This window comes from Humidesulfovibrio idahonensis (assembly GCF_054657715.1).
Genome location: NZ_BAAHYE010000003.1, coordinates 875,321 through 901,848, shown reverse-complemented (window position 1 = coordinate 901,848; position 26,528 = coordinate 875,321). Strand labels below are relative to the sequence as shown.

The window sequence follows — 26,528 nt, the reverse complement described above, 5'->3', positions numbered from 1 at the left end:
ATCACGCCGGAATCATCACGAAAGGATCATCGCGAGGGAATCATCGGGACAGGCCCAGACCGACAGAATCAGCTCGACAGAATCAGCTCGGCAGGCCCAGCCTGACAGGGCCAGCCCGAAGGACCAGCCGCGCAGAAACCATCACGCAGGGGCCCTCGGACGGCAAAGCCAAGCTCCCGCGCCTACTGCAGCAAGGCCCCGCGCTTTTCCGCCTTGGCGAGGCGGCGGTATTTCATCTTCATCCGCAGCATCCACACCACCAGCACCAGGCTTGCGCCGTTGGCGATGATGACCGCCGGGGCGCGCAGCAACACCCCGTACACGCACCACAACAGCACGCCCAGGCTCAAGGCCGCGTACATGGCCAGGGAGATGTCGCCCACGGCCTTGGTGCGCCAGGTCTTGTACACCTGGGGCAGATAGGCCGAGGTGGTGATGGCTCCCGCCGCAAGGCCGAGGTATTCCACGTAGTTCATTTCCATTGGCGCTCCTGGCGCGTGCTCCGGCCTTGGGGGCTGGCGCGCGTGTCATTCTGATACCGCAGGGGACGCGCCTGGGCAACCGGCCGCCCACCAGACGCGCTGGGCTGGCCCGCTGACCGGACTCGCTGGGCTGGCCCGCTGACCAGACTCGCTGGGCTGGCGAATTGGTCCGACATGGACAATTGATCCGGCCGGGCACATGAGCCGGGCGCGCGGGACCTGGATTTCAGGCTCATTCGCCCGGGCCGGTCATGGCTGGCGCGCCAAGTCTGGACGAGCATGATCCGGACAGTCTGTGGGGATCCCAGCCCCCCCTTAGCCTGATTGGTCCAACCCTGCCCAATCCGTTCAGCCCAATCCGTTCAGCCCAGGCAGCCCGGCCCGGTCGGTCAAAACCGACCCGCCCAGCCAAGCCTGCGCGCCAACGCCAGGAGACTTCGCCATCTGGAGCGCCGGACCGCGGCCAACCCGCAGCGGCCCTCGCGGCTTTTGTTCTGGTTTTCTACGAGGAGCGGGAGCGCCACGGGCGGCAAACGGTGTCGGCGGTGTTTCGTCCGGCGGCGGCCGGGCCGGGGAATCCCTCGGAAAACCCGTTGCCTTGGCCCCGTCCGTGGGAGTACAGACTCGGAGATGCGCCCCCGGCACCCTGCGGCGGCCCGGCGCGACATTTGTGGAGGCATTCTGTTGAACACCCCGGCCATTGAGATTTCCGACCTCTGGTTCGCTTACGACGGCGTGCGCGTGCTGGACCAGGTGAACCTGCGCCTGCCCGCGGGCGACTTTTTGGCCGTGCTCGGCCCCAACGGCGGCGGCAAGTCCACCCTGCTGCGCCTCATGCTCGGGCTGGCCAAGCCCGGCGGCGGCGAGATCCGCGTGCTGGGCCTGCCGCCGGGGCAGACGGGCGGGCGCATCGGCTTCTTGCCGCAGTTCACGCAGGTCTCCGCGAATTTCCCCATCACCGTGCTCGGCGCCGTGCTGCTGGGACTGGTGCGGCCGGGCATCACCTGGTTCCGCTCCAGGACGGAGCGCAGGCGCGAGCGCGAGGCCGCCCTCATGGCTCTTTCTCGCGTGGGGCTCTTGGAGCACGCGGGCCGCAGGCTCTCGGACCTGTCCGGCGGGCAGCGCCAGCGCGTGTTCATCGCCCGGGCCATCGTCTCCGGCCCGGAGCTGCTGCTGCTCGACGAGCCCACGGCCAGCGTGGACGGCCGCAGCCGCCAGGAGCTCATGGCCCTGCTCGCGGAGCTGAACCGCGACATGACCATCGTCATGGTGAGCCACGACATGTCCACCGTGGACGGCTGCGTCAAATCCATCGCCTGCGTGAACCGCACCCTGCACCATCACGACGACAGCCGTCTGACCCCGCTTATTTTCGCCGAGGCCACGGGCGCGGACCTCGTGACCGGGTGCCCGGTGGAACTTTTGGCCCACGGCGCGGTGCCGCACCGCGTGGTGCTCGACCACGACAACCCGGACTGCTGCGGCGGCCGCCACGCCCACGGCCCCACGGCCGCTTCCGCCGGGAGCCAGGGGCCGGAGAAAGGAGGGCGCGCGTCATGATGGAGGCCCTGACCTACGACTTTTTCCGCAACGCGCTCTACGCCGGGCTTTTGGCCAGCCTCATCTGCGGCGTCATCGGCTCGCTGGTGGTGGTGAACCGCATCGTGTTTTTGGCGGGCGGCGTGGCCCACGCCTCGTATGGCGGAGTGGGCCTGGCCTTTTTTCTGGGGCTGCCCGTGCTGCCGGTGACCGCCGGGTTCTCCACCCTGGCCGCGCTGTGCATGGCCTGGGTGACGCTCTTCTCGCGCGAGCGGGCGGATACGGTCATCGGCGTCTTGTGGGCGGCGGGCATGGCCCTGGGCATCATCCTGCTCGACCTGACGCCAGGCTACAACTCCGACCTCATGAGCTATCTCTTCGGCAGCATTCTGGCCGTGCCCGACTCCGACCTCTGGCTCATGGCCGGGCTTTCCGCCGCGGTGCTGGCGCTGGTGGCGCTATTCTCGCGCGGGCTGCTGGTCATGAGCTTCGACGTGGAGTTCGCGCGTTCGCGCGGGGTGCCGGTGCGCTTTCTGCACTTTCTGCTCATGGGCATGACGGCGCTGTGCGTGGTCATGGTCATCCGCGTGGTGGGGCTCATCCTGGTCATGGCCCTGCTCACCATTCCGCCCTTCATGGCCGAGCGCCGGGCGCGCTCCCTGCCGGGCATGATGCTCTTGGCCGGATGCCTGAGCGCCGTGTTCTGCGTGGCCGGCCTGTACCTTTCCTACGCGCTTGATCTCACCTGCGGGGCCACCATCATCGCCGTGGCCTGCGTGGGGTTCGTCGTCTCCCTGGCCGTGCCGCAGCGGCGCAGGCCCATCGCCCCGGCCGCGCCCGGCCAGCAGGCCGGAGAGCCGGTCGCGGCGCAAGCCGAAGGACGCGTCGGCGCATGAGCAGGAAAAAACCGAAGGATCCGCCCGGCCCGGCGGACGCCGCCCGGCCCGAGGCCAAGACCGGAGCCCGGCCCATGCACTGCGCCGCGGACATCGCCCAGCGCATTCAACGCATGGCGCAGCTGGTGCACAACGCCGCCAATCCCCTCATGGACCATGGCCTGAGCGCCGCGCAGGCCGCCGCCCTGGCGGAGGGGCATGGCGGCGGCGCGGCCCCGGACCCCATCGCGCCCGATTCCAACGCCGGCGGGCCGGGGGCGGATGATTCCGGCCTGGGCTGGTGGGTGCTCGCCCAGGGGCGGCTTTTGGACCCGGAGGACTTCGCCACGCGGGAGGCCGCGCGCGAGGATCTGCTGGCCGCCGTGCGCAAGGCCGGCGTGCTGGTGGGCGAAAACGTGTGGGTGTGGGATGAAACGGGCCGCGCCCAGCTTGTGCTGGCCACCTTGCCCACCCTGGAGCGCGCCCGGCGCGTGGCCGAACGGCTGCGGGCCAAGGGGCTCAACATTACCGTGCGCCGCGAGATGCCCCAGGCGTTGTAGCCGCCGCCTGTCTCAGCGGGAGAAGGCCCCTGTGGCCGCGCCAGCCACCCGCGCAAGGTCCTGCGGCGTCATCTCAAGGGTTCTGTCCGGCCTGCCCAGGCCGCAATACGCGGTTGGCGCAATGGCCAGGGCGTCCTCGTCCAGCAGCGTCAGCACCCCTTCCATGCCCTTGTTCATGCCCATGGCCGCGGGCAAAAGCGGCGAAACGCTCCCCGGCGCAACGCCCAGGCGCGTCAACACCTCCGCTGGCGCAAGCGCGGCGATGTCCTTCCTGTTCACGCCGACGAGCGCGGCCAGCCTGGCGTAATCCACCCGGCGCGTGCCGCGCAGGGCCGCCAGCACAAGCCTGCCCGCGCGTGTTGCAAAGGCGATGGTTTTGACGATGCGCGCAAGGTCGAAGCGCAGGTTCTCCCGAGCTTCCTCCATGGTGCGCGTGGGGGTGTGCTCGTGCATGGTAAAGGCCGCGCCGTCCGCCTCCACAAGGGCCAGCATGGCGGCATAGGCCGGGGAGGCCTCTGCGGCCCGGTCGCTGGCTTGGTCGATGGCCGGGACGGCGGCCGGATCGTCAGGCGGATCGGCGGCCGGATCGTCAGGCGCATCGGCGGCCGGATCGGCGGCCGGATTGATGGCCGGATCGGCGGGCACGGCGCCTACGCCGCCTGGGCCGCCAGGAAGAACAGCGGGTACTCGCGCTCGGCTCCCGTGGCGTCGGGCTTGTTCACCAGATGAAACAGCCGCAGGCGCAGCACCTTGAAGCCCAGGCCGGAGCACAGGGCGCGCAGCTCCTCGGGATCGAAGCCGTTGTGCGCCGCTGGCGGGTCGCCGGGCGAGCCGTGGAAGCTGCCGTCCTCGGCCAGCAGGTCGCCCAGCAGCAGCAGCCCGCCGGGGATGAGCAGACGGCGCAGGGTGCGCAGCGCGCCCGCCGCGTCCTCGATGTGGTGCAGCGCCATGAGGCTGACGGCCAGGTCCACAGTGGCGGCGGGCAGGGGCAGGGAGCCCTTGCCGGTCTCGACCACCTGCGCTTCCGGCAGGTTCAGCCCGGCCAGCTTGCCGCGCAAAACGTCGAGCATGGCCGGGGAGGCGTCGGCGAAAATGAGCCGCGCCGCATGGTCCTGGGCCAGACGCAGGCCGAGGGTGCCTGTGCCGCAGCCGAAGTCCAGCACGGTCTTGCCCGCCAGGGGGCCTGTCTCGTAGGTGGAGAGGGCCTCCTGCACCTGGCCGTAGAATGCTTTGCCCAGGGCGGCGCGCACGGGGTTGGCGTCCCACTCTGCCGCCCTGGCGGAAAATGCGTCGGTCATGGCTTGCCTCCGGCGGCAGTGCGGGCGGTGATGATGCCGTGGGCCAGCAGCAGCTGTGCGCATTGCGTCACCGGCAGGCCGACGACGTTGGTGTACGAGCCGTCCACCCGCTCCACAAGAAACGCGCCCAGACTCTGTATGGCGTAGGCTCCGGCCTTGTCCGCGCATTCGCCCGTGGCGGCGTAGGCGGCCAGCTCCTGCGGCGTGCTTTTGCGCATGGTCACGTCCGTGGTCACGGCGAAGCAGTCGGGCTCGGCATGCCCCGGCACGGCCAGGCAGCACCCGGTGATGACCTGGTGCGCGCGGCCGGAGAGCAGGGTCAGCATGCGCACGGCGTCGGCCTCGTTTTCCGGCTTGCCCAGCACCAGCGCGTCCGCGCCGTTTTCGCCGGGCAGCACCACGATGGTGTCCGCGCCGAGCACGGCGCAGGTGGGGTAGAGGGCCACGACATCCAGGGTCTTTTGCCGCGCCATGCGCCGGGCGTAGGCGTCCGGGGCCTCGCCGGGCAGCGGCGGCGGCTCCGCGGCGTTGCTGGGGCACACTTCGAAATCAAGGCCCAGGGAGCCCAAAAGCTCCCGGCGGCGCGGGGAGCTGGAGCCCAGCACCAGGGCGGACAAGGTCTGGTAGGCGCCAGGGCCTGCGGGGGGGGTGAAGGCGTTGGTCATGGGCGGTTTGTGCCGTCATTTCGCGGCGGAGTCAATGCACCTGCGCCCCATGCCTGCGTTCCTGCTGTACTTTTTATCGCTACGGGGTTTGCCGCACGGGGCTGCGTAGCGGCAGATTCTTCCGCGCCGGGGAGGTGTCGGGCTTTTGTCGCCACGAATTTTGGGCCGTAACTTGCCGCCGTCATATCAAGCTCTTGCGCGGTTGGCAGGGTAATTGCTTAAGCCAGGGCGGAAGGCCCCGGATGGTCCGGCGGGCGAACGAGCCAAGGGAAACGGAGAACGGCATGGGCAATCGAGACAGATACGGGCTCCTGCGGGAAGACAACTCGCGGGTGCTGGCCGGCGGCGGCAACTTCGCCGAATGGTCCGTGCCCTGGTCGGACCTGATGATGATCATGTTCATCGTGTTCGCTGTGCTGTTCATCTACACCGGCGGCAAGGACAAGCCCGTGCCGGTGCCGCCTGCCTCGCCGCCGACGCAGGAGACCAAGGCCCCCACCGACCCCATGCAGGCCTTTTTGGGGCAGCTGAACGATCCCGTGGTGCAGGGCGGCCAGAAATTCAAGAACGTCAACGGCACCCCGGTCAATCAGACCTACTATCAGTCCGACAACCTCGGCATTTCCGTGGTGCGCGAGACCGACCGCCAGGTGCGCGTGTTTCTGCGCGGCGATCTGTTCTTCACCCCCGGCGGCGACCATCTGGTCAACACCGGCGACAAGTACCTGGACCGCATCGCCGAGATTCTGCGCGTGAGCACCGGCGCCGTGCTGGTGGTGGGCCACTGCGCGGAGGACGAAACCAAAACGCCGGAGGAAGGGCTCTCCCTCTCGGCCAAGCGCGCGGCCAGCGTGGCCGAATACTTCATCCATACCGCGCACCTGGACGCCAGGCGCTTTCTCGTCACCGGGCGCGGCAGCTTCCAGCCGGAGGCCCCGGCCACGGCGGAAGATGCGGACAAGCGTAACCGGCGGGTCGAAGTGCTCGTCTTGACAGATATTTAGGGAGGCTGAAATGAGCAAGAAGAACATGCTGGGCGTGCTGTTGTGCACCGCCATCTTCGTGGGCGGGTTCTGGATCAGCGGCGGGCTCGCGGTGTATTGGAACCTCGCGGCCTTCCTCATCGTGGCAGCCGGGCTGTTCACCGCGCTGTTCATGAGCTATCCCTTCGAGCGCATCCGCACGGCCTTTCTCGTGGCCAGAAGCGTGTACGCCGAGCGCCAGCCCACCCCGGACGACATCGTGCGCATTCTGCTGGAGCTCTCGGTGAAGTCGCGGGTGGAGGGCGTGCTGTCCCTTGAGGCCGTGCGTCAGAAAATTGCCGATCCCTTCCTGCGCAACGCCGTCACTTTTTTGGTGGACAACTACAAGGAGCGCGACATCCGCGAATTCCTGAACACCGAGATGTCGTTCTTCCGCGAACGCCGCCAGCAGAGCGAGCGCGTGTTCCAGACCCTGGCCAAGGCCGCGCCCGCTTTCGGCGTGGCCGGCAGCGTCATCGGCCTCATCGGCATGCTCTCCGGCATCAACAACACCCAGGCGCTGGTGTCGAGCATTCCCGTGGCCTTCGTCTCCACCCTGTACGGCGTGGTTTTGAGCAACATGATCCTGGCGCCCATCGCCGAGAGCATCAATTTCAACACCGGGGCCGAGATGCTGAACCAGAAGCTCATCATGGAGGGCATCATCGCCATCGCCAAGGAGCAGAACTCGCACCGGCTGGAAAAGAAGCTCACGAGCTTCCTGTCCCCCTCGGAGCGCGCGGGCAAGACCGAGCTGCTCAAGAGCATCACCAAGAAGTACATCACCCGCCAGCGCCAGGCCGCCGCGGCCAAGGCCGAGGAGACCGCCGAGGAGGCCAGGGCCGCCTCGGGCGCGTTCAACGACGCCGTGCCCATGCCCCAGCCGCGGGAAATGCCCGCCCAGAACCTGCGCCTGACCCCCATGGCGCGCATGGGCTAGGGGGGGCTGCGCTGCTCCCTCCCGCCGCATCGCTCCTGCGGGGCGGGTGTGCATGCGGGCGCCGAGGGGTGCGCTTTGATTTCGGATAACGTGTGCGCACGGAGCCAGCGGGGCGACTCGCTGGCTCTTTTGTTTGCGCGCGGGTGCCCGCCGCCTCGTCCCCGCGTCCGCCCGTCTGCCGGGAGACGCGGTCCGCAAGGAGAGGCCGCTGCAGTGCCCTGATTCTGAACACGCAGGCGCGCGGAGCCGGCGGGACCAACTGCCGGCTCCGTCGCTTTGGCGGCGTGGGCAAGGTGCGGCGCGCGTCTATGCGCAATGCGGAATTCCCATGCGGTTGACCGCGCCGCGTCAGCACTGGTAATCCTTCGCGCAGGGTGGAGAAGGCTTTCCGCGCAGGCTTCGGCCCGGCGTCGCAAGATGTGCGGCCTTGCGCGGGGCGGGGAGTTTTCCCTTTGATTTGGCGTGGAAATGCTGTAGCCTCGCACCTCGCAGCAGCCCTCGAACAAGCTTGGAGGCCCTCGTGTACCAGATCCTCGCGGCGGATATCGGCGGCACGCACAGCCGCGTGGGCATTTTCGAGTTCGAGCCCCGCATGGACGAACCGCGCCTGACGCACCACGTGGTGCGCCTGCCCACGGCCGAGTCCGAGTCTTTTTCCGGCCTGCTGGCCCGCTTCTTTTTCGAGCATCCGTCCGTCTCCGCCGCCAACTGCGACCTGGCCATCCTGGCCGTGGCCGGGCCGGTGCAGGGCCGCTTCTGCCATCCGCCGAACATCAAATGGACCATCGACCTGCACGACATCGCCAGCGTGGGCCTGCGGCGCGGGGCGCTCATAAACGACTTTGCGGCCCAGGCCTATGCCTGCCGCAGCCACGCCATGCGCGAGGCGAAAGTGCTGCAGCCCAGCCGCGCGGACCATGCGGCCACGGGCGGTGCCGTGGCGGTCATCGGCGCGGGCACGGGCCTGGGCCACTGCGCCCTGGTGGCCGAGGCCGAGGGCTATCTGGCCGTGCCCTCCGAGGCCGGGCACGCCGCATTCCCCTTCGTGGGCGAGGAGGAATGCGCCTACGGCGAATACGTGCGGCGCGTGGCCAAGCTGCCGTACTGCCACGGCGACGCCATCGTCTCCGGCTCCGGCCTGGCGCGGCTGCACGCGTTTTTGACCGGCGAGGAGCTTTCTCCGGCCAATGTGGCGGCCAGGCTTGCCGATTCGCCGCGCACGGCGGAGTGGTTCGCCAGGTTCTACGGCCGCGCGGCGCGCAATTACGCCCTGAACATCCTGGCCCTGGGCGGAGTCTTCGTCACTGGCGGGGTGGCCGCGCGCAACGCGCTGCTGGTGGAGCACCCGGCCTTTTTGGCCGAGTTCCGCTCCTCGCCCGCGCACGGGGCGCTTTTGGCGGGCATACCGGTGAGCCTGAATCGCAACGAGGACGCCGGCGTGTACGGCGCGGCGTTTTTCGGTGCGCAACGTTTGCGCCGCCGCGGCTGATCCCTGAACGTTTTTCGGCTGTTAACGCTTTTTCACCGCGCGGCGGGCGCCGCAAGGCGGGGCTTGCCCCGAAGGCGGCTCTGGGCTACAGTCGCCAGCTTCAGAACGAGGCAGCCGTGGAAAAAACGCACCCCTACGACAAAGTCTATCCCGTCTCCTGGGACCAGCTCCAGCGCGACTGCCGGGCGCTTTCCTGGCGTCTTGTGGAGCGCGGCCCTTGGACGGGCATCTACGCCATCACCCGCGGCGGGCTCGTCCCCGCGGCGATCATCGCCCGCGAGCTGGACATCCGGCTCATCGACACCATCTGCATCACCAGCTATGACTGGCAGACCCGGGGCGAGGCCAGCACCATCAAGCGGCCCCAGGGCGACGGCGAAGGCTGGCTTCTGGTGGACGACCTGGTGGATACCGGCCGCACGGCGCGGCTTGTGCGCGAGATGCTGCCCAAGGCGCACTTCGCCACGGTGTACGCCAAGCCCGAGGGCCGCGGCCTGGTGGACACCTACGTCACCGAGGTGAGCCAGGACACCTGGATTCTCTTCCCCTGGGACTCGGCCACGCAGTTCGTGCCGCCCATCGCCAAAACCAGGGAGTAGTACTTTTCGCGCTCCGGGCCACGCGCGCCCGTGGAGATTCTGTGAAGCCGCCGGGATGGGCCCGGAGGCCGTTGGTCTGTTCAAGCCGCCGCCCGGACGGATATTCGGGTCTCACATCAAGGAGGGAGGACGATAATGAAACACTGGATGCGCACTTTCGGCGCCCTGGCGCTCACCTTCGCGCTCGCCCTGGCGGGTTGCCAGAAGGCGCCGGAAAAGGCCGCCCCCGCCGCGGACGGCCCCAAGACCGGCGAACTCAAGATGGGTTTTGTGTACACCTCGCCCGTGGGCGACGCGGGCTACTCCTGGGCCCACGACCAGGGCCGCAAGGCCGTTGAGAAGCTGGGCGTCAAGACCTCGTACGTCGAGGCCGTGAAGGAAGGCGCCGACGCCGAGCGCGTCATCGAGAACATGGCCAGAAGCGGCCACGACGTGATCTTCACCACCAGCTTCGGGTTCATGGACCCCACCGTCAAGGTGGCCAAGGACTACCCGAACGTGAAGTTCATGCACTGCTCCGGCTTCAAGTCCGCTGAGAACATGGACAATTATTTCGGCCGCATCTACCAGGCCCGGTACCTCACCGGCATGGTGGCCGGCTACATGACCAAGAGCCACATCATCGGCTACGTGGCGGCCTTCCCCATCCCGGAGGTCATCCGCGGCATCAACGCCTTTACCCTCGGCGTGCGCAGCGTGAACCCCAAGGCCCAGGTGCGCGTGGTGTGGACCAAGACCTGGTTCGACCCCGCCCTGGAGAAGGACGCGGCCATCAGCCTGCTTGACGTCGGCGCCGACGTCATCGCCCAGCATCAGGACTCCGCCGGTCCGCAGGAGGCCGCCCAGCAGCGCGGCAAGTACTCCATCGGCTACAACTCCGACATGAGCGCCTACGCGCCCAAGGCCCACCTGACCGCCGCCGTGTGGAACTGGGCCCCGCTGTACGAGGCCATCGTGAAGGAAGTGCGCGAGGGCACCTGGAAGGGCGGCCGCGCCATCTGGTGGGGCATGGACAAGGGCGTGGTGGACATCGCCCCCTTTGGTCCCATGGTTCCCAAGAACGTGCAGGACAAGGTCCTGGCGCAGAAGGAGCTGTTCAAGAAGGGCGAGGACAAGGTCTTCGTCGGCCCCATCAAGGACCAGTCCGGCCAGGTCAAGATTCCCGCCAACGTCAAGGCTGAGGACAAGGAACTCCTCGGCATGACCTGGTTCGTGGAAGGCGTGGTGGGCAGCGTCCAGTAAGGCGGGCATGCTCCTCCAAATCCGCAAACGAGAAGAGTCCCTGGGCTGGGGCGTCCTGGTTGTGTACCTGGGCGCCCTGGCCCTTGCTCTCGGCGTGTGCGCGGTGCTGCTCACGCTCTACGGCAGGCCCGGGCTTGGGGGCCTGGCCATTTTGTTCCGTGGGGCCTTTGGGCAAAGCTATTCCCTTTTGGATGGTCTGGTGAAGGCCATCCCGATTTTCCTCTGCTCCCTGGGCGTGGCCCTCTCCTTCCGCATGCAGATCTGGAACATCGGGGCCGAGGGGCAGTTCGCCCTGGGCGCCGTGGGCGCGACCTTCGTGGCGCTGTCCCTTCCCGGTCTGCCGGGCATCGTCCTCATGCCGCTGATGTTTTTGGCGGCCCTGCTGGCCGGCGGAACCTGGGGGCTCATTCCCGCCGTGTTGCGCCTCAAGCTCGGCGTCAGCGAGATCATCTCCTCGCTCATGCTCAACTACATCGGCATTCTGGTGCTGGAGTTCCTGGTCTTCGGCGTGTGGAAGGACCCCGCGAGCTTCGGCTTCCCCATGACGGCGGAGTTCGCCTCCGGCGGGCAGATAGCCCGCATGGGCCCGACCCTTGGCCTGGCGCTGGGCAAGCTGCACTGGGGCCTGCTGGCCTGCCCCCTGGCGGGCGTGGCCTACAGCGTGTTCCTTTCACGCACGCGCCTGGGCTTTGAACTGGCCGCCTGCGGCGAGGGCGAGCGCGTGGCCCGCTATGCCCAGCTGCCCTATGGATTTCTTGTGCTGCTGGTCATGGGCCTTGGCGGCGCGCTGGCCGGTCTGGCCGGCAGCATCGAAAGCTCGGCCATTCTGGGCCGGCTGCAGCCCACGGTCATGGCCGGCTACGGCTACACGGCCATCGTGGTGGCCTGGCTGGCGCGGCTCAAGCCCTGGCCCATCGCCTTCACCTCGTTTCTGCTGGCCTCTCTGCGCGTGGGCGTGGAGGTCATGGAGCTGGAGCTGCAGGTTCCCGCGGCCTTCGGCCAGATCATGGAGGGCGGCATACTGCTGTGCGTCATCGCCGGACAGTTCTTCCTCAGCTATTCCGTGAGCCTGAAGCGTCCCCTGCCCGAGACGCCCCCCATCGCCAAAGAGGAGCGCGCATGAGCCCGGAACTGATCGTCGCGCTTTTGGCCGCGGCCGTGCAGGCCGCCGCGCCCATCCTCTTCGCCACCCTGGGCGAGATGATTTCCGAAAAGGCCGGGGTGCTGAACCTTGGCGTCGAGGGCGTCATGGCCATTGCCGCCTTTGCCGCCTTCATCACCTGCCACCTGACCGGCTCCGCCGTGCTGGGGCTTTTGGCCGGGGGCTTTGCGGGCGCGCTCTTGTGCGGGCTGCATTCCCTGGTGTGCCAGGTGTTCTTGGGCAATCAGGTGGTTTCCGGCCTGGCGCTGACCATCTTCGGCGTGGGGCTTTCCAACTTTCTGGGCACGCCCTACGTGGGCCAGGGCACAAGCGGCTTCCATCAAATAGCCCTGCCGCTGCTCTCCGACATCCCGATCCTCGGCGCGATCTTTTTCCGCCAGGACAGCATGGTCTATCTGGCCTATTTCGCCCCTGTGGCCGTGTGGTTCTTCCTGAACCGCACCAGCCTGGGCCTGGGCCTGCGCGCCACGGGCGAAATGCCCGCCGCCGCTGCCGCAGCGGGCTTGAATCCGCAGCGTTTGCGCGCCCTGGGCGTCATGGGCGGGGGCTTTTTGTGCGGCCTGGGCGGAGCATATTTGTCCTTGGCGCACACGCACCTATGGACCACCGGGCTTTCCGGCGGGCGCGGCTGGGTGGCCGTGGCCCTGGTCATCTTCGCCTTCTGGCGCCCTGGCCGCGCGGTCATCGGAGCCTTTCTCTTCGGCGGCGTCATGGCCTTTCAGCTGCGGCTGCAGGCCTCCGGCACCAACGTGCCCTCTTCGCTGCTGTTGATGCTGCCCTATGCGCTCACGGTCATCGTGCTGGTGTTCTCCGCCGCGCGGACGAAACATCTCAAGACCGGGCGTTCCGCCGCCCCCGCCGCCCTGGGCGTGAACATCGAGCCGGAGGGCTAGGCCGTGTCGGAGCGCCAATACCGCACAGACATCAGCTCCGTGGACGTGCTGCCCCAGGTCCGCCTGGTGGACGTCACCAAGCGCTTCGGCCAGGTGCTGGCCAACGACGGCATCTCGCTGTCCATCATGCCGGGGCGCATCAAGGCCCTGCTGGGCGAGAACGGCGCGGGCAAGAGCACGCTCATGGCCATGCTGGCCGGGCGCTTCCCGCCCGATGGCGGGCACATCGAGGTGGAGGGACGGCGCGTGGACTTCGCCTCCCCGCGCGAGGCCATCGCCGCGGGCATCGGCATGGTCTACCAGCACTTCATGCTGGTGGAGAACATGACCGTGGCCGAGAACGTGCTGCTGGGGCAGGAGGGCGGCTTCGTGCTGCACCCCGCCGCCATGCGCAAGCAGGTGGGCGAGCTGGCGCAGCGCTTCGGCCTGGGCATAGACCCCGGCGCGCGCGTGGGCGACCTCTCCATGGGCGAGCGCCAGCGCGTGGAGATTTTGAAGCTGCTCTACCGCGAGAGCCGCGTGCTCATTTTCGACGAACCCACGGCCGTGCTGACTCCGGTTGAGGCCGAGTCGCTTTTTTCCGCCCTGCGCACCATGAGCAGCCAGGGCAAGGCCATCGTGTTCATCTCCCACAAGCTGGAGGAGGTGCTCTCCCTGGCGGACGAGATCGCCATCCTGCGGCGCGGCCGCATCGAGGGCGAGTTCCTGGCGTCCGACGTCACCAGCCCGGCGGATTTGGCCCGGCGCATGGTCGGCCGCGACGTGGTGCTGGACATAGAGCGCAACGCCGTGGACCAGGGCAGGCAGGTGCTTGCCGTGCGGCATCTTTCCGGCCACGGGCTCGACGACGTGAGCTTCGACCTCAATCGCGGCGAGATTTTGGCCATTGTGGGCGTGGCGGGCAACGGCCAGCAGCAGCTGGTCGAGGTCGTGTGCGGGCTGGAGCGCCCGGAGTCGGGCGAGGTGAACGTGCTGGGCCAGGACTGGGCGAAGTTTTTCCAAAGCCGCGACTGGAAAGGCGCCCTGGCCTGGATTCCCGAGGACCGCGCCGGACTGGCCACCTGCCGGGGGCTCAACCTGACGGACAACCTGCTCTTGACCACGCGCCAGGGCTTTGCCCAGGGCCAGTGGCTGGAGCGCTCCCGCGCGCGCGGCGCCGCCACGGACATCGTGCGCGAGCACAACGTCCAGCCCGGCAACATCGAGGCCCAGGCCTGGCAGCTTTCCGGCGGCAATCTGCAGAAGTTCGTCCTTGGCCGCGAACTGTACCGCGAGCCCCGGCTCATGGTGGCGGAGCAGCCCACGCAGGGGCTCGATGTCTCGGCCACGGAGGCCGTGTGGCAGCGCCTGCTCGAGGCGCGCAAGACCGCTGGCGTGCTGCTGGTGACGGGCGACCTGACCGAGGCCCTCACCCTGGCCGACCGCGTGGCCGTCATGTTCCGGGGGCGCGTCATGGGCCTGTTCCCGGTAACGGACACGGCCCAGGTGGAGCGCATCGGCTCGCTCATGGCCGGGCTCAAGGACTAGGCGCGGCCATGCCGGACTGGACCGTCGCCGCCTACCGGCCCGAGCACCAGCAAGGCGTGGTGGACCTCATTTCCGGCATCCAGCGCGGCGAATACGAGCTTCCCATCACCCCGGCGGACCAGCCGGACCTCATGGACATTCCCGGCTTTTATCAACAGGGCGCGCTGGGCCCCGGCGGCTTCTGGGTCGCGCTTGATGCGCAGGGCGTCGTGGTGGGCAGCATCGCCGTGCTGCATATCGGCCCGGACCCGGCAGGCCGGAGCCTGGGCGCGCTGCGCAAGATGTTCGTGGCGCGTGCGCAGCGGGGCACCGGCCTGGCCGCCGCGCTTTTGGACACGCTCTCGTCCTGGTGCGCGGGCGCGGGCATGGCCGCGCTCTACCTCGGCACCACGGAGCGCTTTCTGGCCGCGCACCGCTTCTATGCCAAGCACGGCTTTAAACGCATCGCCAAGGACGCTTTGCCCTCAAGCTTTCCGGTCATGGCCGTGGACACCGTGTTCTTCGCGCGCAGCCTGTAGGCTTGCAGCGCCTTGAGCGCAGCGAGCAGCCGCGCCCGTAGCCTCCACGAGCATCACCCCCACGCAGTCACCCCCACGTGGCCAACCTCACGTAACCAGCTTCACGCGGCCAGCCTCCAGCGGCCAGCCTCCAGCGGCCAGCTTCACGTTGACTGTCCCCAGCGGAGAGTCTGCGGCCAGGGCGCAAGCGCGGGCGGCAGCGTCCGAATTGGCTGCAATGACGTGACAACGGCGCACAGGGAGACGGGCGGCGGTTTCTTTTGCCTGCCCGCGCGACAGCGGGCCGCAACAATACGCCACCCCGCGAAGGCGTGGTTCAAGACGCCAGCGTCCTGGCGCGAATCCGCACAAGCTCTACCTAAAGATTCAAGAACATCGGGCTGTTGCACTTCGGGCAGCAGTCCTTGCTGGTCTTGAATCCGCAGCTGGGACAGGCGTGCTCCTGCGGGGGCAGGGCCGGGTTGTGCTCGCCGCACATGCGGCAATGGGTGAAGTCCGGGGTGTTCTCAGCCTTGCACTTCGGGCAGGTCCACTTGATGAGCTCGGTCATGGCGTCCTCCGCTTGCTCGGCATTTGCTCGGCCCTGCGGCTTGTAACTGTCTGGGGGGGCGGCCGCCGGTCCGCGTCTCTCCGCGTCTGTCTGGCGCGGAGCCGCATGGGGGAAGCCCCATTCTGCAAAGATATGCCTGCCGGAGGCGAAGCGCAAGGGGCTACAAAAGCCAGAGCCCCAGGCCGATGCCGCACAGCACCACCCAGATGGGGTCCACCTTGCGCCACAGGGCGATGCCCGCGGCCAGGCAGATGCCCGCCTTGAGGGGCGTCCAGTCCATGCTGCGGCCCAGCTGTATGCCCACGGCCAGAATGAGCCCGCCCAGGGTGGAGAGCACGCCCATGAGCGCGCGGCGGAAGGGCTGCCAGGAAAGCAGCCGGCCCGCGCTGGGCACGGTAAGCATGAGGATGAAGAAGGACGGCGTGAAGATCCACACCCCGGCGGTGATGGCGCCGAGGAACCCGGCGATGTGGTAGCCCACGAAGCAGGAGCCCAGCATGAACGGGCCGGGCGTCACCTGTGCCAGGGCCATGCCGTCCATGAAGGTGGCGGCGCTGAGCCAGCGGTGCAGCTCCACGGTCTCGTGGTACAGCGCGGGGAACACGCCGTAGCCGCCAAAGGCGATGAGGTCGCTCTTGGCCATGGAAAGGGAGAGGTCGTACAGCAGCGGCGCGGCGAAAAACGTTGCGCCAAGCCAGGCCAGGCCGAGGGCGGCCAGGGCGAGCACGCCGCGCACGGGCACCTTCATGGTGGCCAGGCGCACCTCCGCGGCCATGACGTTGTGGAACACCAGCGGACCGGCGCAGGCCGCGCCAAGGATGATCCAGGCCGGGCCGACGCCGTACAGGAACAGGCCGCAGGCCGCCAGGGTGAGGCCGATGCGCCGGGGCCCGCGCGCATAGCGCTGCCAAAAATCGTAAACGGCCAGGGCGATGATGGCCATGACCACGGCCGAGAGCCCCTGCATGGCCGAAACCGTGAGGGAAAGGCCCTGGTAGGCGTGATAGATGGCTGAAAGCAGCGTGATGAGCAGGGTGGCGGGCACGGCGAAGCCGGCATAGCCCGCCAGCGCGCCGGGCAGCCCGCGCAGGCTCAGGCCCGTGTACGCGGCCAGCTGCATCAGCGTGCCGCCGGGTATGGCCTGGCACACGGAAAGGCCCAGGCGGAAGCCCTCTGGCGTGAGCCAGCCGCGCTTGAGGATGTGGTCGCGCATCATGGGCATCATGGCCGGGCCGCCGTAGGCCGTCAGCCCCACGCGGAAAAAACAGCGGAAGATGTCGAGCACGCTGGACGGGGCCTGGGGCACGTCGTCCGGACGCAGCAGCTCGGCCTTGGTCTTGCCCACCTGCGCACCCGCCGGATGCGCCGCGTGCCCGGTCGCGAGCCCGGTCACATTCCCGGCCTCGATCTGCCCTGGCTGTTCGGGCGAACCGTCCTGGCGGTCCTGAGGGGGCTCTGGCCGGGCTATCGGCTCCGCGGCCGGATCATCCAAAATCATGGGCGCAGCAGATCCGCGCGCACCTTCACCACGACCTTGCGCAATTGCTGCGGCCGGGGATCGGTCTTGCCCTGCGAAAGGTGCGCCTCGTGGGGCAGGTAGAGGGCGAACTGGCCCGGGTGCAGGGTGAACAGCGCGGTGAAGCGGTCCGGGTGGTGGTACAGGGCCGCGTCCTTGGCCGCGTCGTAGGGCTCCTTCTGCTCCAGGTCGGCCACGGCGAAGCGCGAGTGCACCTCCGGTCCGGAAAGGGGCAGATGGATGTCCGCGTAGGTCTGGTGCGCCTCCAGGGTGGTGTCCAGAAGGGCTTTGGTGGTGCAGTCGAAGACCACGGCGTAAATGTCGCGGCCGTCGATGGGGTATTCACCCGCTGGGTATTCACCCGTGGGGTATTCACCCGCCGGGTATCCGCCAGCAGGGCTTCCGGCCGCCGCGCCGCCGTGCTGCAAGCTGGTCAAAAAGCCGAAGGCCTGTTTCCAGGCGGGCAGCGTGCTGTACAGGGCCCAATTCTGCAGGGCGTCGAGGATCATGGAGGCCTCCTGGCCCGGTGCGCAGGCTACTGGACGCCAGCGCCCTGGGGATTTGCCGGGTTTATCTGGCCCGTTGGCTTCTTGGTTGTTTTGACGATCTTGTTGGGCGCCTGGAGGTTTTGCCAGGAGACGGGCGCCTGCTGGGTCTTGGTCGCGGGCTTGATCTTGTCGCGCGAGGAAGGCACCGGCGAGGGCGCTATGAAGTCGTTGGCCAGGGCCGGCGCGGCCAGGGCCAGCGCGGTCAGAAGAACGAATGCGGGAATCAGGCGATTGAGCATGTTGACCTCCCTCGGTGCGGCGGGATTCGCGCACGCTTCCCCTTGTAGGGAGGGGCAGGGCGCGCGTCAAGACGGGGATGCGGGCGAAAAAAGCGCCCGCCCGGCGGTGAGGCCGAACGGGCGCGGGGTGCCGTGGAATGGGGAAGCCGTTTACTGGGCGGGCTCGTTGTGAGCGGGCTCGGTGCGCTTCTCCGTCTTCTTGGCGGGCTTTTCCGGCAGCTTGGCCGTGTGGGTTATGACGGACCGGACCGTGGTCACCGGGCGGTGCGTGGTTTTCTGCGACAGGCAGTTGACCGGGCAGGCGCCCACGCAGATGCCGCAGCCGACGCAGGCGAAGAACTCCAGGCTCCAGGTGCCCATGTTGTCTTCTTTGCTGACGGTGATGCACTGGGACGGGCACTTGCGCTGGCACGAGCCGCAGAAGATGCAACGCTCGACGTCGTTGATGAGTTCGCCGCGGGCGTGGTCAAAGGGGGCGCGCACGTCGAACGGGTAGTTGCGCGTGGCGGCCTTGGAGAACAGGTTCGCAATAACGGTGGGGAGCATTTTCATGGCGGCTACCTCTCCGTGCAGCTGATGCATGGGTCGATGGACAGAACCACAACCGGCACGTCCGCGAAGTCGAGCCCGGGCAGAATGGCGGCCAGGGGCGGGATGTTCGCGAATGTTGGGGTGCGGATGCGCACGCGCTCCAGGAACTTGCCGCCGTTGCCCTTGAGGTAGTACAGGCACTCGCCCCGGGGCTGCTCAACGCGCATGATGACTTCGCCTTCCGGCTTGCCCTTGACCTTGGCGGCCAGTTCGCTGCCGTCCAGCTTGTCCAGGGCCTGGCGCACCAGGTCGATGGACTGCAGGGTCTCGCGGAAGCGCACGGCGCCGCGCGCCCAGCAGTCGCCGGAGGTCTCGACGACGGGCTCGAAGGCGATCTCGTCGAAGCCCGCGTACTTGAGCTGGCGCATGTCCTGGGCCACGCCGCTGCCGCGCAGCATGGGGCCGGCCGCGCCCAGGTCGTAGGCGGCCTGCTTGGTGAGGATGCCGACGCCCTTGGTGCGTTTGCACACGGTGCGGTCGTTCATGATGGTGCTTTGCAGGCTTCTGACGCTCGCCTCCACCTCGACCAGCGTGTCCTTGATCCAGCGGATCTGGGACTCGTCCAGGTCGGCGCGCACGCCGCCCACCACGTTCACCGAGACGATGACGCGGTTGCCGGTGGTGGACTCGTTCACGTCCATGATCTTTTCGCGGATCTTCCACAGCTGCATGAACAGGGCCTCGAAGCCGAAGCTGTCGGCAAAGAGGCCGAGCCACAGCAGGTGGCTGTGGATGCGGTGCAGCTCGCTCCACACCACGCGCAGCATGCGCGCGCGGCGGGGCACCTCCACTCCCATCATTTCCTCCATGCCCTGGCAGTAGCACATGGCGTGGATCATGGAGCAGATGCCGCAAACGCGCTCGACGATCTGGATCATCTGGTTGTAGTCGCGCTTGGTGGCCAGCATTTCCAGGCCCCGGTGCACGTAGCCCAGGGTGGGCAGCGCCTCGACGACTTTTTCGTCCTCAACCACCAGCGAGAGGTGGATGGGCTCGGGCAGCACCGGGTGCTGCGGACCGAAGGGGATGACTGTGCGGGCCATTAGTGGGCCTCCTTGGCGACGGTGACGCCGCTTTGGTTCACCAGCAGGCGGCAGAAGGGCGAGCCGCTCGAGGTCTGGGTGCATTCGTTCAGCAGGCGGCCCTGGTAGTCGAGCACAAGGCCGTCGAAGGTGACCCCGAACTGGTCGCGGATTTCGTTTTCGATCAGGAACGCGCCGAAGAGCACGCCGGAGATGCTGGGCACGGTGCCGCCCTTGGGCAGGCTCAGGCGCAGGTTCGTCAGCTTCAGGTCCTTGTCGAAGTGGTACAGGATCTCCATGTTCGCCGCGTCGATTTCGACGCTGGAGAAGGTCACCAGGCGCCAGCCCTCGTTCTTGAGGCGGGTCACCTCGGCCACGAGCTTGTCGGCGGTGATGTTGGTTGCTTCGATGCTCATTTGCTTTCCTCCAAAATGCCCTTCAGCTTGGCAAGGCCGGTGACGACGGCGTCCATGATGGCCTCGGGCTTGGCCGGGCAGCCCGGCACGTACACGTCCACCGGAATGACCTTGTCCACGCCGCCAAGGACGTTGGGGGCCTCGCGGAAGACGCCGCCGGAGCAGCCGCAGGCGCCCACGGCGATGACGAGCTTGGGCGTCGGCATCTGGTCGTAGATGTTTTTCAGAATCACGGCGTTGCGCGGGTTCACCGTGCCGGTGACCACGAGCACGTCGGCGTGGCGCGGGTTGCCCACGTTGATGATGCCGAAGCGCTCCACGTCGTAGACCGGGGTCAGGCAGGCAAGGGTCTCGATGTCGCAGCCGTTGCACGATCCGCAGTCGAAGTGCATGAGCCACGGCGACTTGATCTGTGATTTCTTGAGGAATGACATTGTCTTACTCCACGTACAGCCACAGCAGGTTGGCGGTCGCCAGGACCAATGACAGGGGGGCCGCAACCTTCACCATGTGGCGCCAGGTCAGGCGGGCGCTGATGTTGTCGATGACCAGGGCCACGAACAGGGTGACGGCAGCCACGGCGACCATCTGCAGGGGGCCGGTGGCCCACAGGAAGGAGCAGATCCAGAGCACCACGACCACGTCGGCCCAGTGGGCGATTTCAAGCAGGGCGAAGTCGCGTCCCGCATAGTCGGTGTACACGCCGCGAACCACTTCCTGGTGCATGTGGTGGCTGGCCGCGATGTCGAACGGGCTTTTGCGCATCTTCACCAGCACCACGAAGATGAGGCCGGGGATGATGAGCGGCATTTTGTACAAGAGCGGCTGGGCGCTTGCGCCCATCATCGAATAGGCGTCGAAGCCGCCGGAGGCCTTGGCCATGCACAAAATGCAGACCAAAAACACCGGCTCGTAGGAGAGCATCTGGAACAGCTCGCGCTGGGCGCCGAGCTTGCTGTAGGGCGAGGAGCCCGAGAACGCGCCCAGAGCCACGAAGCAGGCGCTGGCGGCCTGGACGAAGAAGCACATCAGCACGTCCGCGCCGGCGGCCAGAAGCACGTCGGAGGCCAGGGAGGCCACAAGGGCCCAGCGCACGAACAGGCCCTGCCACTGGCTGGCCGGGGCGATGACCTTGCTCATGAGCTTGCCCACGTCATAGAAGGGCTGCAACAGGGGCGGACCCATGCGCGACTGCAGACGGGCGGTGACCACGCGGTCCACGCCGGCCACAAGGCCGCCCAGCAGGGGGGCCAGCACAAGGCCGGCCACGGCAAGGTAGAATGTCGTCAGGTTCATATGAAGGCACCTCCAACAAGGGCGAGCAGCAGGGCGCCCGCCAGGATTCCGCAGAGCTTGGTCAGTTTGGGCTCGCCGAACAGCTCCGTGGCGTATTCATTGCCTTCGGAGAGGGTCCAGCTCTTGCCCAGCGCGCCGACAAAGGTTCCGGCCTCCGCGGAGGGCAGGCCGCCGATGTACGGCGAGGACAGGGTGACCGAGCTCTGGCGGCCCAGCACCTTCATGCCCACAATCCAGCCCAGCATGGCCACCACGAACAGCGGCGGCAAGAGTCCCCAGCCGCCGGCCAGGGCGCTTGCGGCGCTGGCTTCGGGCAGGAGCAGGGCGTTGATCCACGGGGAGGCCATGCCCAGGCCCACGGCGCAGGCAAGCATGGTCAGAATGGGCGTGCTGGTGAGGGCGGACGCATGGGGGCGGGGGCCCTCAATGGTCTTGCCGCTCATGAGCGTGCCGGCGAAGCGCACCCAGCAGACAACGGCGAGCGCGCTGCCAAGGGCGATGAACACCATGATGATGGGGCTGGCGCTGGCGGCCTCAAGGGTGGCCCATTTGCCGACCAGCATGCCCAGAGGCGGCAGCACCATGGCCATTGCGCCAGCGCTGGCGGCCAGGGCCGTCACCGGGCTCTTGGCGATCATGCCGCGCAGGTCTTCCAGGTCGCGGCTGCCGATGGTCTGCTCCATGTCGCCCACGCAGAGGAACAAAAGCCCCTTGGTGGCCGCGTGGATGACCAGAAGCACGATGCCCGCGGCGACGGCCGTCGGCGTGCCGATGCCGGCGCACACGATGATGAGGCCCAGGTTCGCGATGGTGGAGTACGCCAGGATCTTTTTGGCGTTGCTCTGCCCAAGGGAAAGGGCCGAAGTGGCGAAGAATGTGAAGGCGCCCACCAGGGCCAGGATGCTGCCCGTGCGGGTTCCCATGAGCACCGGGCTCAGGCGCAGGCAGAGGAACACGCCCGCCTTGACCATGGTGCTGGAGTGCAGCAGCGCCGAAACAGGCGTGGGCGCGACCATGGCGCCCAGCAGCCAGCCCTGGAAGGGCATCTGCGCGGCCTTGATGCAGCCCGCGATGGCCAAAAAGGCGATGGGCAGCAGCGAGGCGTTGGCCCACAGGGCGGGGTCGACGATGGCGTGGATGTCCACCAGGCCGTGCTGCTTCTGGATGAGGATGATGCCCGCATGCAGGCACACGCCGCCAAGGGCGTTCATCCACAAGGCGCGGAAGGCGCTCTTCCTGGAATCGGCGGTGTTGTCGTGGCCGATGAGCAGGAAGGAGCACAAGGTGGTGGCCTCGAAGAAGGCCTCGAACATCCGCAGGTCGTTGGACAGGGCCAGGCCGTTCATGAAGCCCAGGAAGGCCAGCAGCACCAGGAAGAACCCGGGCTGGCGGCTCACCTTGAGGTGCAGGTGCTCCTCGTGGTGCTTCATGTAGGGAATGGCGAAGATGCAGATGAGCGAGCCCGCGATGGCGACCACGAGCACGAGCGTCAGGGAAAGGCCGTCACAGGCCACGGCGTTCTGCACGGCCGCCGGCTCGGGCAGCGTCATGAAGCCCACCACGGCCAGGGTCAGCTGCAGGCACGCGAAGACGATGACCAGCAGGTGTTTTTCCATAAGGCCCCGGAGAAGGAAGTAGGCCGGAAGCACGAAGGCTGCGCCCTCCGCGACATGCAGAGCCGTTTCCGATCCGAGGAAGCCAGGACTCGCCGTGAAGGGCGCCTGGGAAGCGATTCCCAAAGCCCCGACGGCCAAAACCGCGCCAGTGGCGAGCACCAGTGCCGACCGTATGCCAGGGCTTCTCAGCACCAGGCACAACAAGCCCGCGACCAGGGGCCACAAGACAAGAACCCCAATGTACGCATCAAGCATGATATGAAACCCCCTCAAAAACTTGATGAACTTATCTGAAGGGAGCCCATTATCCCAAAACGGCAGGCAAGGAAAGGGGGTTGTGCCAGAAAAAATGACATTACAGCGGTAGGAATTCAGCCTTGATGCCTGTGACTGTAGGAAGAATAGAAAATAAAAAAAATGTCGCCTGGGCGACACTTTTTTGTTTCAGAAAATGTTGTGGGCGGGAAATAGGTTGTTTGAAATAGGCGCGGGTATCCGGCGCTTGTGCTAAATTACGTATCAGCGGAACTTGGCCAGCGCGCCGGGGCGGATCTGCACCTCGTCCTGCATCACGGCTTCGGCGTCGCCCTTGCCCACGGCGACGATGATCGCCTTGCCCACGGGCTTTTGGCCGCGCTCGTCCAGAATCTGGATTTCGGTCTCCGGCTCCAGGGCGTTCTCGTCGGAAAGGGAGAAGAAGATGCGCTGGCCGTCGGGCGAGGCCATGGCCCGGAAGATTTCGGACATGCCGTGCTGGCAAAGGGCTTGCGTGATCTTGCGGGAGAGCAGGAAGCTTGCCGCCATGGGCACCACGGCCAGGGGCAGCAGCAGCGCGGCCAAAAGATAGGGCGAAATGCCGAGCGCGCGCATGACCACGGACAGCGAGGCCGCCTGTATGGCCGCGCGATCCGGCAGCACGTGGATGTCGAACTTCTGCCTGGGCGCGGCCAGGGTGCCGTTCTGGTAGTACATGTCCACTGTGTAGTCGCCCAGGGGCATGCCGGCGGGAAGCTCCATTTGCGCGCGCCACAGGGTGCCGCCCAGCCAGAAGCCGGAGAAGGTCTCGGTGAGGCGCAGGGAGATGTTCGGGTCGTTCGCCCGCAGGGAAAGGCCGTCCAGGGTTTCCGCGCCACGGGGCATCACGTCGCTGAGGGAGAGCGACTGCCCGGGCATGAGGTTGAAGGCGTTGGGATCCTTGCGGCCTCCGGCGATCATGCCGTCGACTGTGAAGGCCAGCACCAGGCAGAGCAGCACTGAGCCGCACAGGCCGGCGTACTTGCGCCTGGCGTACAGGTTGGAAAAATCCATGGGGGCTAAGCGTTCTCAGTGCGGTCGCGCAGCTTGCGGAACCCGGCGAAGGCCACAACCAGCGTGGGCAGGAACATGGCGAAGAAGAGCTTCATGAAGGTCGGGGTGAACAGCTCCGGCGTGACGGAGGTGGCCTTGGACATGGCGATGCAGAGTTCGGCGATGATGCACAGGTCGATGGCGCAGATGAAGAGCTTCTGGCGTCCGTTCATGCGGATACGGGGGGCGTCGTTGTCATCGTTGAAGAACATGCCTGGCTCCTTGGTTTGAGATGGCGGGCCGGGGTGCCCCGGCCCGCCGTTGCGCTTTGCTTGTTTACTTCTTGAAGATGTTGGTCTTGCTGACGTTCATGAAGCGCAGGGACTTGCCTTCTTCCTTGTAGTACACGCGGGCTTCGTCGCCGGCGTCCCAGGTGCTGTCAGGCATGGTGAAGTATTCTTCCGGCAGCTGGATGACGGACAGGGTCTTCTGGCGTCCGGAGTAGATGGTGATGGTCTTCTTTTCTTTGTCGATCACGGGGAACTTCTTGGCCTTGTCCGCTTCCTTGTCGTACACGAGCGGATGGTTCTTGTCGATGTTCTCCTTGAAGTCGACCATGACGAAGTCGATGGTCTTGAAGTTCTGCGTGGCCGGGTCGAAGATCGTGATCTGGTTCTTCTTGTTGTCGATCTTCATGCGGCCGCCGGCCTTGGGCTCGGGGCCCATCTCGGCCGGGTTGGTGGGCAGCGTGTAGGTCACCGGCGGCAGATAGGTGTAGTCGGGGTTCTGCGCATCGTTGGCCTTGTCGCGGATCATGGTGATGGTCCGGGCTTCCTTGTCGAACTTGATGACGCGGCCCTGGTCGACCTTTCCGGGATCGGAGCAGCCCATGAGCAGCACCACGGGCAGGGCCACGAGCAGGGTGCGCCACATGCTTTTACGGGTCATAGCGAGTCTCCTTCAGTTCATCTCAGTGCGTTTCTGTCAAACACAGGGGAGGCTGACTCCCTGCTAGCCCTTGGCCGCCTTCATCGCGACTTCCTTCTTACATCCGGCAATGAACTTGAGCAGGATGTAGAGCGAAAGGCTCGAAACCGTGACCAGGACGATGGCCGTGGAGACGTCGTCCAGAATGGGCAGATTCATGCCCTTGGCCATGAGCTTGGTGATGATGGAGAGGATGCAGCCGACGACCGCGATGCCGAAGGCGTAACGGATGCCGTAACCCTTGATGTACTTGGTGGCCACAGCGCCAACCTGAGCGCCCATGGAGGCGCCGATGAGCATGATGACCGCGGCCACGAGTTCGGTGCGGCCCTTGTAGGTGTAGGTGCCGGCGCCGTACAGGCCGGAGATGGCGACTTCGAAGAGGTCGGTGCCGACGGCCACGTGGGTCGGGCAGCCGACGATGTAGATGAGCGAAGGCATGCGGATAAGACCGCCGCCGATGCCCAGGATGCCGGCCAGCCAACCTGTGAGGAAGCTCACGAAGATGGGCAGCCAAGCGGAGCAATAGATGCCGGCTTCGTTGAAGTGGATCATGGGCGGAATCTTGATGGCGTGGAAGGTCTTGTGCCACTGCACGCCCACGGCCTGGCTCGCGTCCTGACCGGCGGCGCGCATCTCGGCTTCCTTGCGCTTCTTCACGTTGATGTCATGGAAGACCATCCAGGCGATGAAGGCAAGAAGGATGATGTAGAGGTAGCGGACAACCTTTTCAACGTTGCCCAGCCGCTCTAGCCACATGATCATTTGCGCCCCGATTTCGAAGCCCACCACGGTTCCTACGAGCATGATGAAGCCCAGCTTGTAGTCGACGTTGCCGAACTTGCCGTGCCGCATGGTGGAAATGAGCGACTTGCCCGCCATGTGGGCAATGTCGGTGCCGATGGCGAACGCCATGGGGAAGCCAAGGATGTTAAGGCCGGGGGTGACCATCCAGGCGCCGCCCATGCCGAAGAATCCGCCGATGATGCCCACGCCCACGCCAAGGATGATGAGGCCGGGCCAGAAAATTTTCACGCCCGCGATGGGCATGAGGACGTACAACCATTCCATATCGCACTCTCCTCTCTTTTAGCCCTGGGTTAGTGGTCCGCGAGGTCGCGGCTCTTCAGGTCGATGCCGATGAAGCCCATGAGGAAGTCGGCAAACACGCCAAAGATCACGCCGATCGTCGGGATCAACACGATGGTCAGCAGGGCGAAGTACAGGTGGCTCTCGTTGTAGAGATTGGTCCACCAGGCTTCCCAGCCGGTAAACTTGCGCGTGTCCGCCACGATGACGATGTTCTCGATCTTGCCTCCGCCAGCGGCCAGAGCGAACTCTGGAATCGCCAGGCAGAGGACCATGCACCAGGTGAACAGCTTGTACAGACGAGCTTTCATTGGATCCTCCTAAAGCTTGTTCAAAATCTATCGAACCCCAACCACACATCCGGCTTTGTGAAAGATTTCCCGCCACTCGGCCGGTTCGATCCTCCGGATTTCGCGAAAGGATAAAGCAAACGCCGTGCCACACGAAATAAACTTGACGGAATCATTGCGTTTATTGTAATCGTGCAGTTGGGCTTGCGCGAATCGCGCAGCCAGATTGCGCTTTCTTTCACATATCCTGCGCGAAATAACGGGCTTGCG

The 26,528-nt window shown here is 66.6% G+C and carries 31 protein-coding genes; 12 read left to right on the top strand and 19 right to left on the bottom strand.

The window, feature by feature from the left end; all coding sequences use genetic code 11:
• Positions 1–182 precede the first annotated feature (182 nt).
• Complete coding sequence (locus ACYQ4W_RS10430; protein ID WP_459856152.1) at positions 183–482, bottom strand: SemiSWEET family sugar transporter; 300 nt, start codon at positions 480–482, stop codon at positions 183–185.
• Positions 483–1,166: 684 nt separating this feature from the next.
• Here ACYQ4W_RS10430 and ACYQ4W_RS10425 point away from each other — a divergent pair.
• Genes ACYQ4W_RS10425 through ACYQ4W_RS10415 form a run of 3 tightly spaced genes read left to right on the top strand, consistent with a single transcriptional unit; the run spans position 1,167 to position 3,456 of the window.
• Complete coding sequence (locus tag ACYQ4W_RS10425) at positions 1,167–2,042, top strand: metal ABC transporter ATP-binding protein (RefSeq protein ID WP_459856150.1); 876 nt, start codon at positions 1,167–1,169, stop codon at positions 2,040–2,042.
• Positions 2,039–2,917, top strand: a complete 879-nt coding sequence (locus ACYQ4W_RS10420) for a metal ABC transporter permease (protein WP_459856148.1) — start codon at positions 2,039–2,041, stop codon at positions 2,915–2,917. Before ACYQ4W_RS10425 ends, ACYQ4W_RS10420 begins: the two co-directional genes overlap by 4 nt.
• Positions 2,914–3,456: a hypothetical protein gene (locus ACYQ4W_RS10415; protein WP_459856146.1), complete on the top strand. Its 543-nt coding sequence runs from the start codon at positions 2,914–2,916 to the stop codon at positions 3,454–3,456. Before ACYQ4W_RS10420 ends, ACYQ4W_RS10415 begins: the two co-directional genes overlap by 4 nt.
• Positions 3,457–3,468: 12 nt before the next feature.
• On the opposite strand, the gene ACYQ4W_RS10410 is transcribed toward ACYQ4W_RS10415, so the two are convergent.
• From ACYQ4W_RS10410 to ACYQ4W_RS10400, 3 genes are read right to left on the bottom strand one after another with little or no spacing between them, the layout of a single operon-like run.
• Positions 3,469–4,101 carry a YbaK/EbsC family protein gene (locus ACYQ4W_RS10410; RefSeq protein WP_459856144.1) on the bottom strand — a complete coding sequence of 211 codons (633 nt, stop codon included), beginning with the start codon at positions 4,099–4,101 and terminating at the stop codon, positions 3,469–3,471.
• Between the two features lie 5 nt (positions 4,102–4,106).
• Entirely contained in the window at positions 4,107–4,754 is a 648-nt protein-coding gene (locus tag ACYQ4W_RS10405) for a class I SAM-dependent methyltransferase (protein WP_459856142.1), read from the bottom strand.
• Positions 4,751–5,419, bottom strand: a complete 669-nt coding sequence (locus tag ACYQ4W_RS10400) for a Maf family protein (protein ID WP_459856140.1) — start codon at positions 5,417–5,419, stop codon at positions 4,751–4,753. Before ACYQ4W_RS10400 ends, ACYQ4W_RS10405 begins: the two co-directional genes overlap by 4 nt.
• Before the next feature lie 284 nt (positions 5,420–5,703).
• On the opposite strand from ACYQ4W_RS10400, the gene ACYQ4W_RS10395 reads away from it, so the two are divergent.
• The 9 genes from ACYQ4W_RS10395 (at position 5,704) to ACYQ4W_RS10355 (ending at position 14,811) form a co-directional block, all read left to right on the top strand.
• The gene (locus tag ACYQ4W_RS10395) at positions 5,704–6,423 is read left to right on the top strand and encodes an OmpA/MotB family protein (RefSeq protein WP_459856138.1); all 720 of its coding nucleotides are present in this window, start codon (positions 5,704–5,706) and stop codon (positions 6,421–6,423) included.
• Positions 6,424–6,433: 10 nt separating this feature from the next.
• Positions 6,434–7,381, top strand: coding sequence for a motility protein A (locus tag ACYQ4W_RS10390; RefSeq protein WP_459856136.1), 948 nt, complete (start codon positions 6,434–6,436; stop codon positions 7,379–7,381).
• A gap of 520 nt (positions 7,382–7,901) precedes the next feature.
• A complete protein-coding gene (locus ACYQ4W_RS10385) occupies positions 7,902–8,870 on the top strand; it encodes a glucokinase (RefSeq protein WP_459856134.1) in 969 nt (322 codons plus the stop codon).
• A 116-nt stretch (positions 8,871–8,986) separates the two neighbouring features.
• Entirely contained in the window at positions 8,987–9,469 is a 483-nt protein-coding gene (gene gpt / locus ACYQ4W_RS10380; protein WP_459856132.1) for a xanthine phosphoribosyltransferase, read from the top strand.
• A 135-nt stretch (positions 9,470–9,604) separates the two neighbouring features.
• Positions 9,605–10,711 carry a BMP family ABC transporter substrate-binding protein gene (locus ACYQ4W_RS10375; protein ID WP_459856130.1) on the top strand — a complete coding sequence of 369 codons (1,107 nt, stop codon included), beginning with the start codon at positions 9,605–9,607 and terminating at the stop codon, positions 10,709–10,711.
• 7 nt (positions 10,712–10,718) lie between these two features.
• Positions 10,719–11,834 (top strand): ABC transporter permease, encoded by a 1,116-nt coding sequence (locus tag ACYQ4W_RS10370; RefSeq protein WP_459856128.1) that lies wholly within the window; start codon positions 10,719–10,721, stop codon positions 11,832–11,834.
• Positions 11,831–12,766 carry an ABC transporter permease gene (locus ACYQ4W_RS10365; RefSeq protein ID WP_459856126.1) on the top strand — a complete coding sequence of 312 codons (936 nt, stop codon included), beginning with the start codon at positions 11,831–11,833 and terminating at the stop codon, positions 12,764–12,766. The genes ACYQ4W_RS10370 and ACYQ4W_RS10365 overlap by 4 nt, the downstream gene beginning before the upstream one ends.
• A gap of 3 nt (positions 12,767–12,769) precedes the next feature.
• Positions 12,770–14,293 (top strand): ABC transporter ATP-binding protein, encoded by a 1,524-nt coding sequence (locus ACYQ4W_RS10360; RefSeq protein ID WP_459856123.1) that lies wholly within the window; start codon positions 12,770–12,772, stop codon positions 14,291–14,293.
• 8 nt (positions 14,294–14,301) lie between these two features.
• Positions 14,302–14,811 (top strand): GNAT family N-acetyltransferase, encoded by a 510-nt coding sequence (locus ACYQ4W_RS10355; protein WP_459856121.1) that lies wholly within the window; start codon positions 14,302–14,304, stop codon positions 14,809–14,811.
• Positions 14,812–15,169: 358 nt separating this feature from the next.
• Here ACYQ4W_RS10355 and ACYQ4W_RS10350 read toward each other — a convergent pair whose 3' ends face one another.
• The 15 genes from ACYQ4W_RS10350 to ACYQ4W_RS10280 form a co-directional block, all read right to left on the bottom strand.
• Entirely contained in the window at positions 15,170–15,361 is a 192-nt protein-coding gene (locus ACYQ4W_RS10350; protein ID WP_459856119.1) for a hypothetical protein, read from the bottom strand.
• Positions 15,362–15,521: 160 nt separating this feature from the next.
• Positions 15,522–16,859, bottom strand: coding sequence for a chromate efflux transporter (gene chrA / locus ACYQ4W_RS10345; RefSeq protein ID WP_459856116.1), 1,338 nt, complete (start codon positions 16,857–16,859; stop codon positions 15,522–15,524).
• On the bottom strand, positions 16,856–17,386 hold the full coding sequence (locus ACYQ4W_RS10340; RefSeq protein ID WP_459856113.1) for a NanQ anomerase/TabA/YiaL family protein: 531 nt from the start codon (positions 17,384–17,386) through the stop codon (positions 16,856–16,858). Before ACYQ4W_RS10340 ends, chrA begins: the two co-directional genes overlap by 4 nt.
• A 26-nt stretch (positions 17,387–17,412) precedes the next feature.
• Positions 17,413–17,664: a hypothetical protein gene (locus ACYQ4W_RS10335; protein ID WP_459856111.1), complete on the bottom strand. Its 252-nt coding sequence runs from the start codon at positions 17,662–17,664 to the stop codon at positions 17,413–17,415.
• Between the two features lie 150 nt (positions 17,665–17,814).
• A complete protein-coding gene (locus tag ACYQ4W_RS10330; protein ID WP_459856108.1) occupies positions 17,815–18,216 on the bottom strand; it encodes a 4Fe-4S binding protein in 402 nt (133 codons plus the stop codon).
• 5 nt (positions 18,217–18,221) lie between these two features.
• Positions 18,222–19,298, bottom strand: coding sequence for a hydrogenase large subunit (locus tag ACYQ4W_RS10325; RefSeq protein WP_459856106.1), 1,077 nt, complete (start codon positions 19,296–19,298; stop codon positions 18,222–18,224).
• The gene (locus ACYQ4W_RS10320; RefSeq protein ID WP_459856103.1) at positions 19,298–19,693 is read right to left on the bottom strand and encodes an NADH-quinone oxidoreductase subunit C; all 396 of its coding nucleotides are present in this window, start codon (positions 19,691–19,693) and stop codon (positions 19,298–19,300) included. Before ACYQ4W_RS10320 ends, ACYQ4W_RS10325 begins: the two co-directional genes overlap by 1 nt.
• On the bottom strand, positions 19,690–20,127 hold the full coding sequence (locus ACYQ4W_RS10315; RefSeq protein ID WP_459856100.1) for an NADH-quinone oxidoreductase subunit B family protein: 438 nt from the start codon (positions 20,125–20,127) through the stop codon (positions 19,690–19,692). The genes ACYQ4W_RS10320 and ACYQ4W_RS10315 overlap by 4 nt, the downstream gene beginning before the upstream one ends.
• Before the next feature lie 4 nt (positions 20,128–20,131).
• On the bottom strand, positions 20,132–20,989 hold the full coding sequence (locus ACYQ4W_RS10310; RefSeq protein ID WP_459856097.1) for a respiratory chain complex I subunit 1 family protein: 858 nt from the start codon (positions 20,987–20,989) through the stop codon (positions 20,132–20,134).
• The gene (locus tag ACYQ4W_RS10305; protein ID WP_459856094.1) at positions 20,986–22,605 is read right to left on the bottom strand and encodes an NADH-quinone oxidoreductase subunit 5 family protein; all 1,620 of its coding nucleotides are present in this window, start codon (positions 22,603–22,605) and stop codon (positions 20,986–20,988) included. The genes ACYQ4W_RS10310 and ACYQ4W_RS10305 overlap by 4 nt, the downstream gene beginning before the upstream one ends.
• A gap of 519 nt (positions 22,606–23,124) precedes the next feature.
• Entirely contained in the window at positions 23,125–23,913 is a 789-nt protein-coding gene (locus ACYQ4W_RS10300; RefSeq protein WP_459856092.1) for a hypothetical protein, read from the bottom strand.
• Positions 23,914–23,918: 5 nt separating this feature from the next.
• Positions 23,919–24,164, bottom strand: a complete 246-nt coding sequence (locus ACYQ4W_RS10295) for a hypothetical protein (RefSeq protein WP_459856089.1) — start codon at positions 24,162–24,164, stop codon at positions 23,919–23,921.
• Positions 24,165–24,228: 64 nt separating this feature from the next.
• Positions 24,229–24,840, bottom strand: coding sequence for a DUF4881 domain-containing protein (locus ACYQ4W_RS10290; protein WP_459856086.1), 612 nt, complete (start codon positions 24,838–24,840; stop codon positions 24,229–24,231).
• Between the two features lie 63 nt (positions 24,841–24,903).
• On the bottom strand, positions 24,904–25,950 hold the full coding sequence (locus tag ACYQ4W_RS10285; protein ID WP_459856083.1) for a sulfite exporter TauE/SafE family protein: 1,047 nt from the start codon (positions 25,948–25,950) through the stop codon (positions 24,904–24,906).
• Between the two features lie 29 nt (positions 25,951–25,979).
• On the bottom strand, positions 25,980–26,279 hold the full coding sequence (locus tag ACYQ4W_RS10280; RefSeq protein ID WP_459856081.1) for a DVU0150 family protein: 300 nt from the start codon (positions 26,277–26,279) through the stop codon (positions 25,980–25,982).
• Between the last annotated feature and the right edge of the window lie 249 nt (positions 26,280–26,528).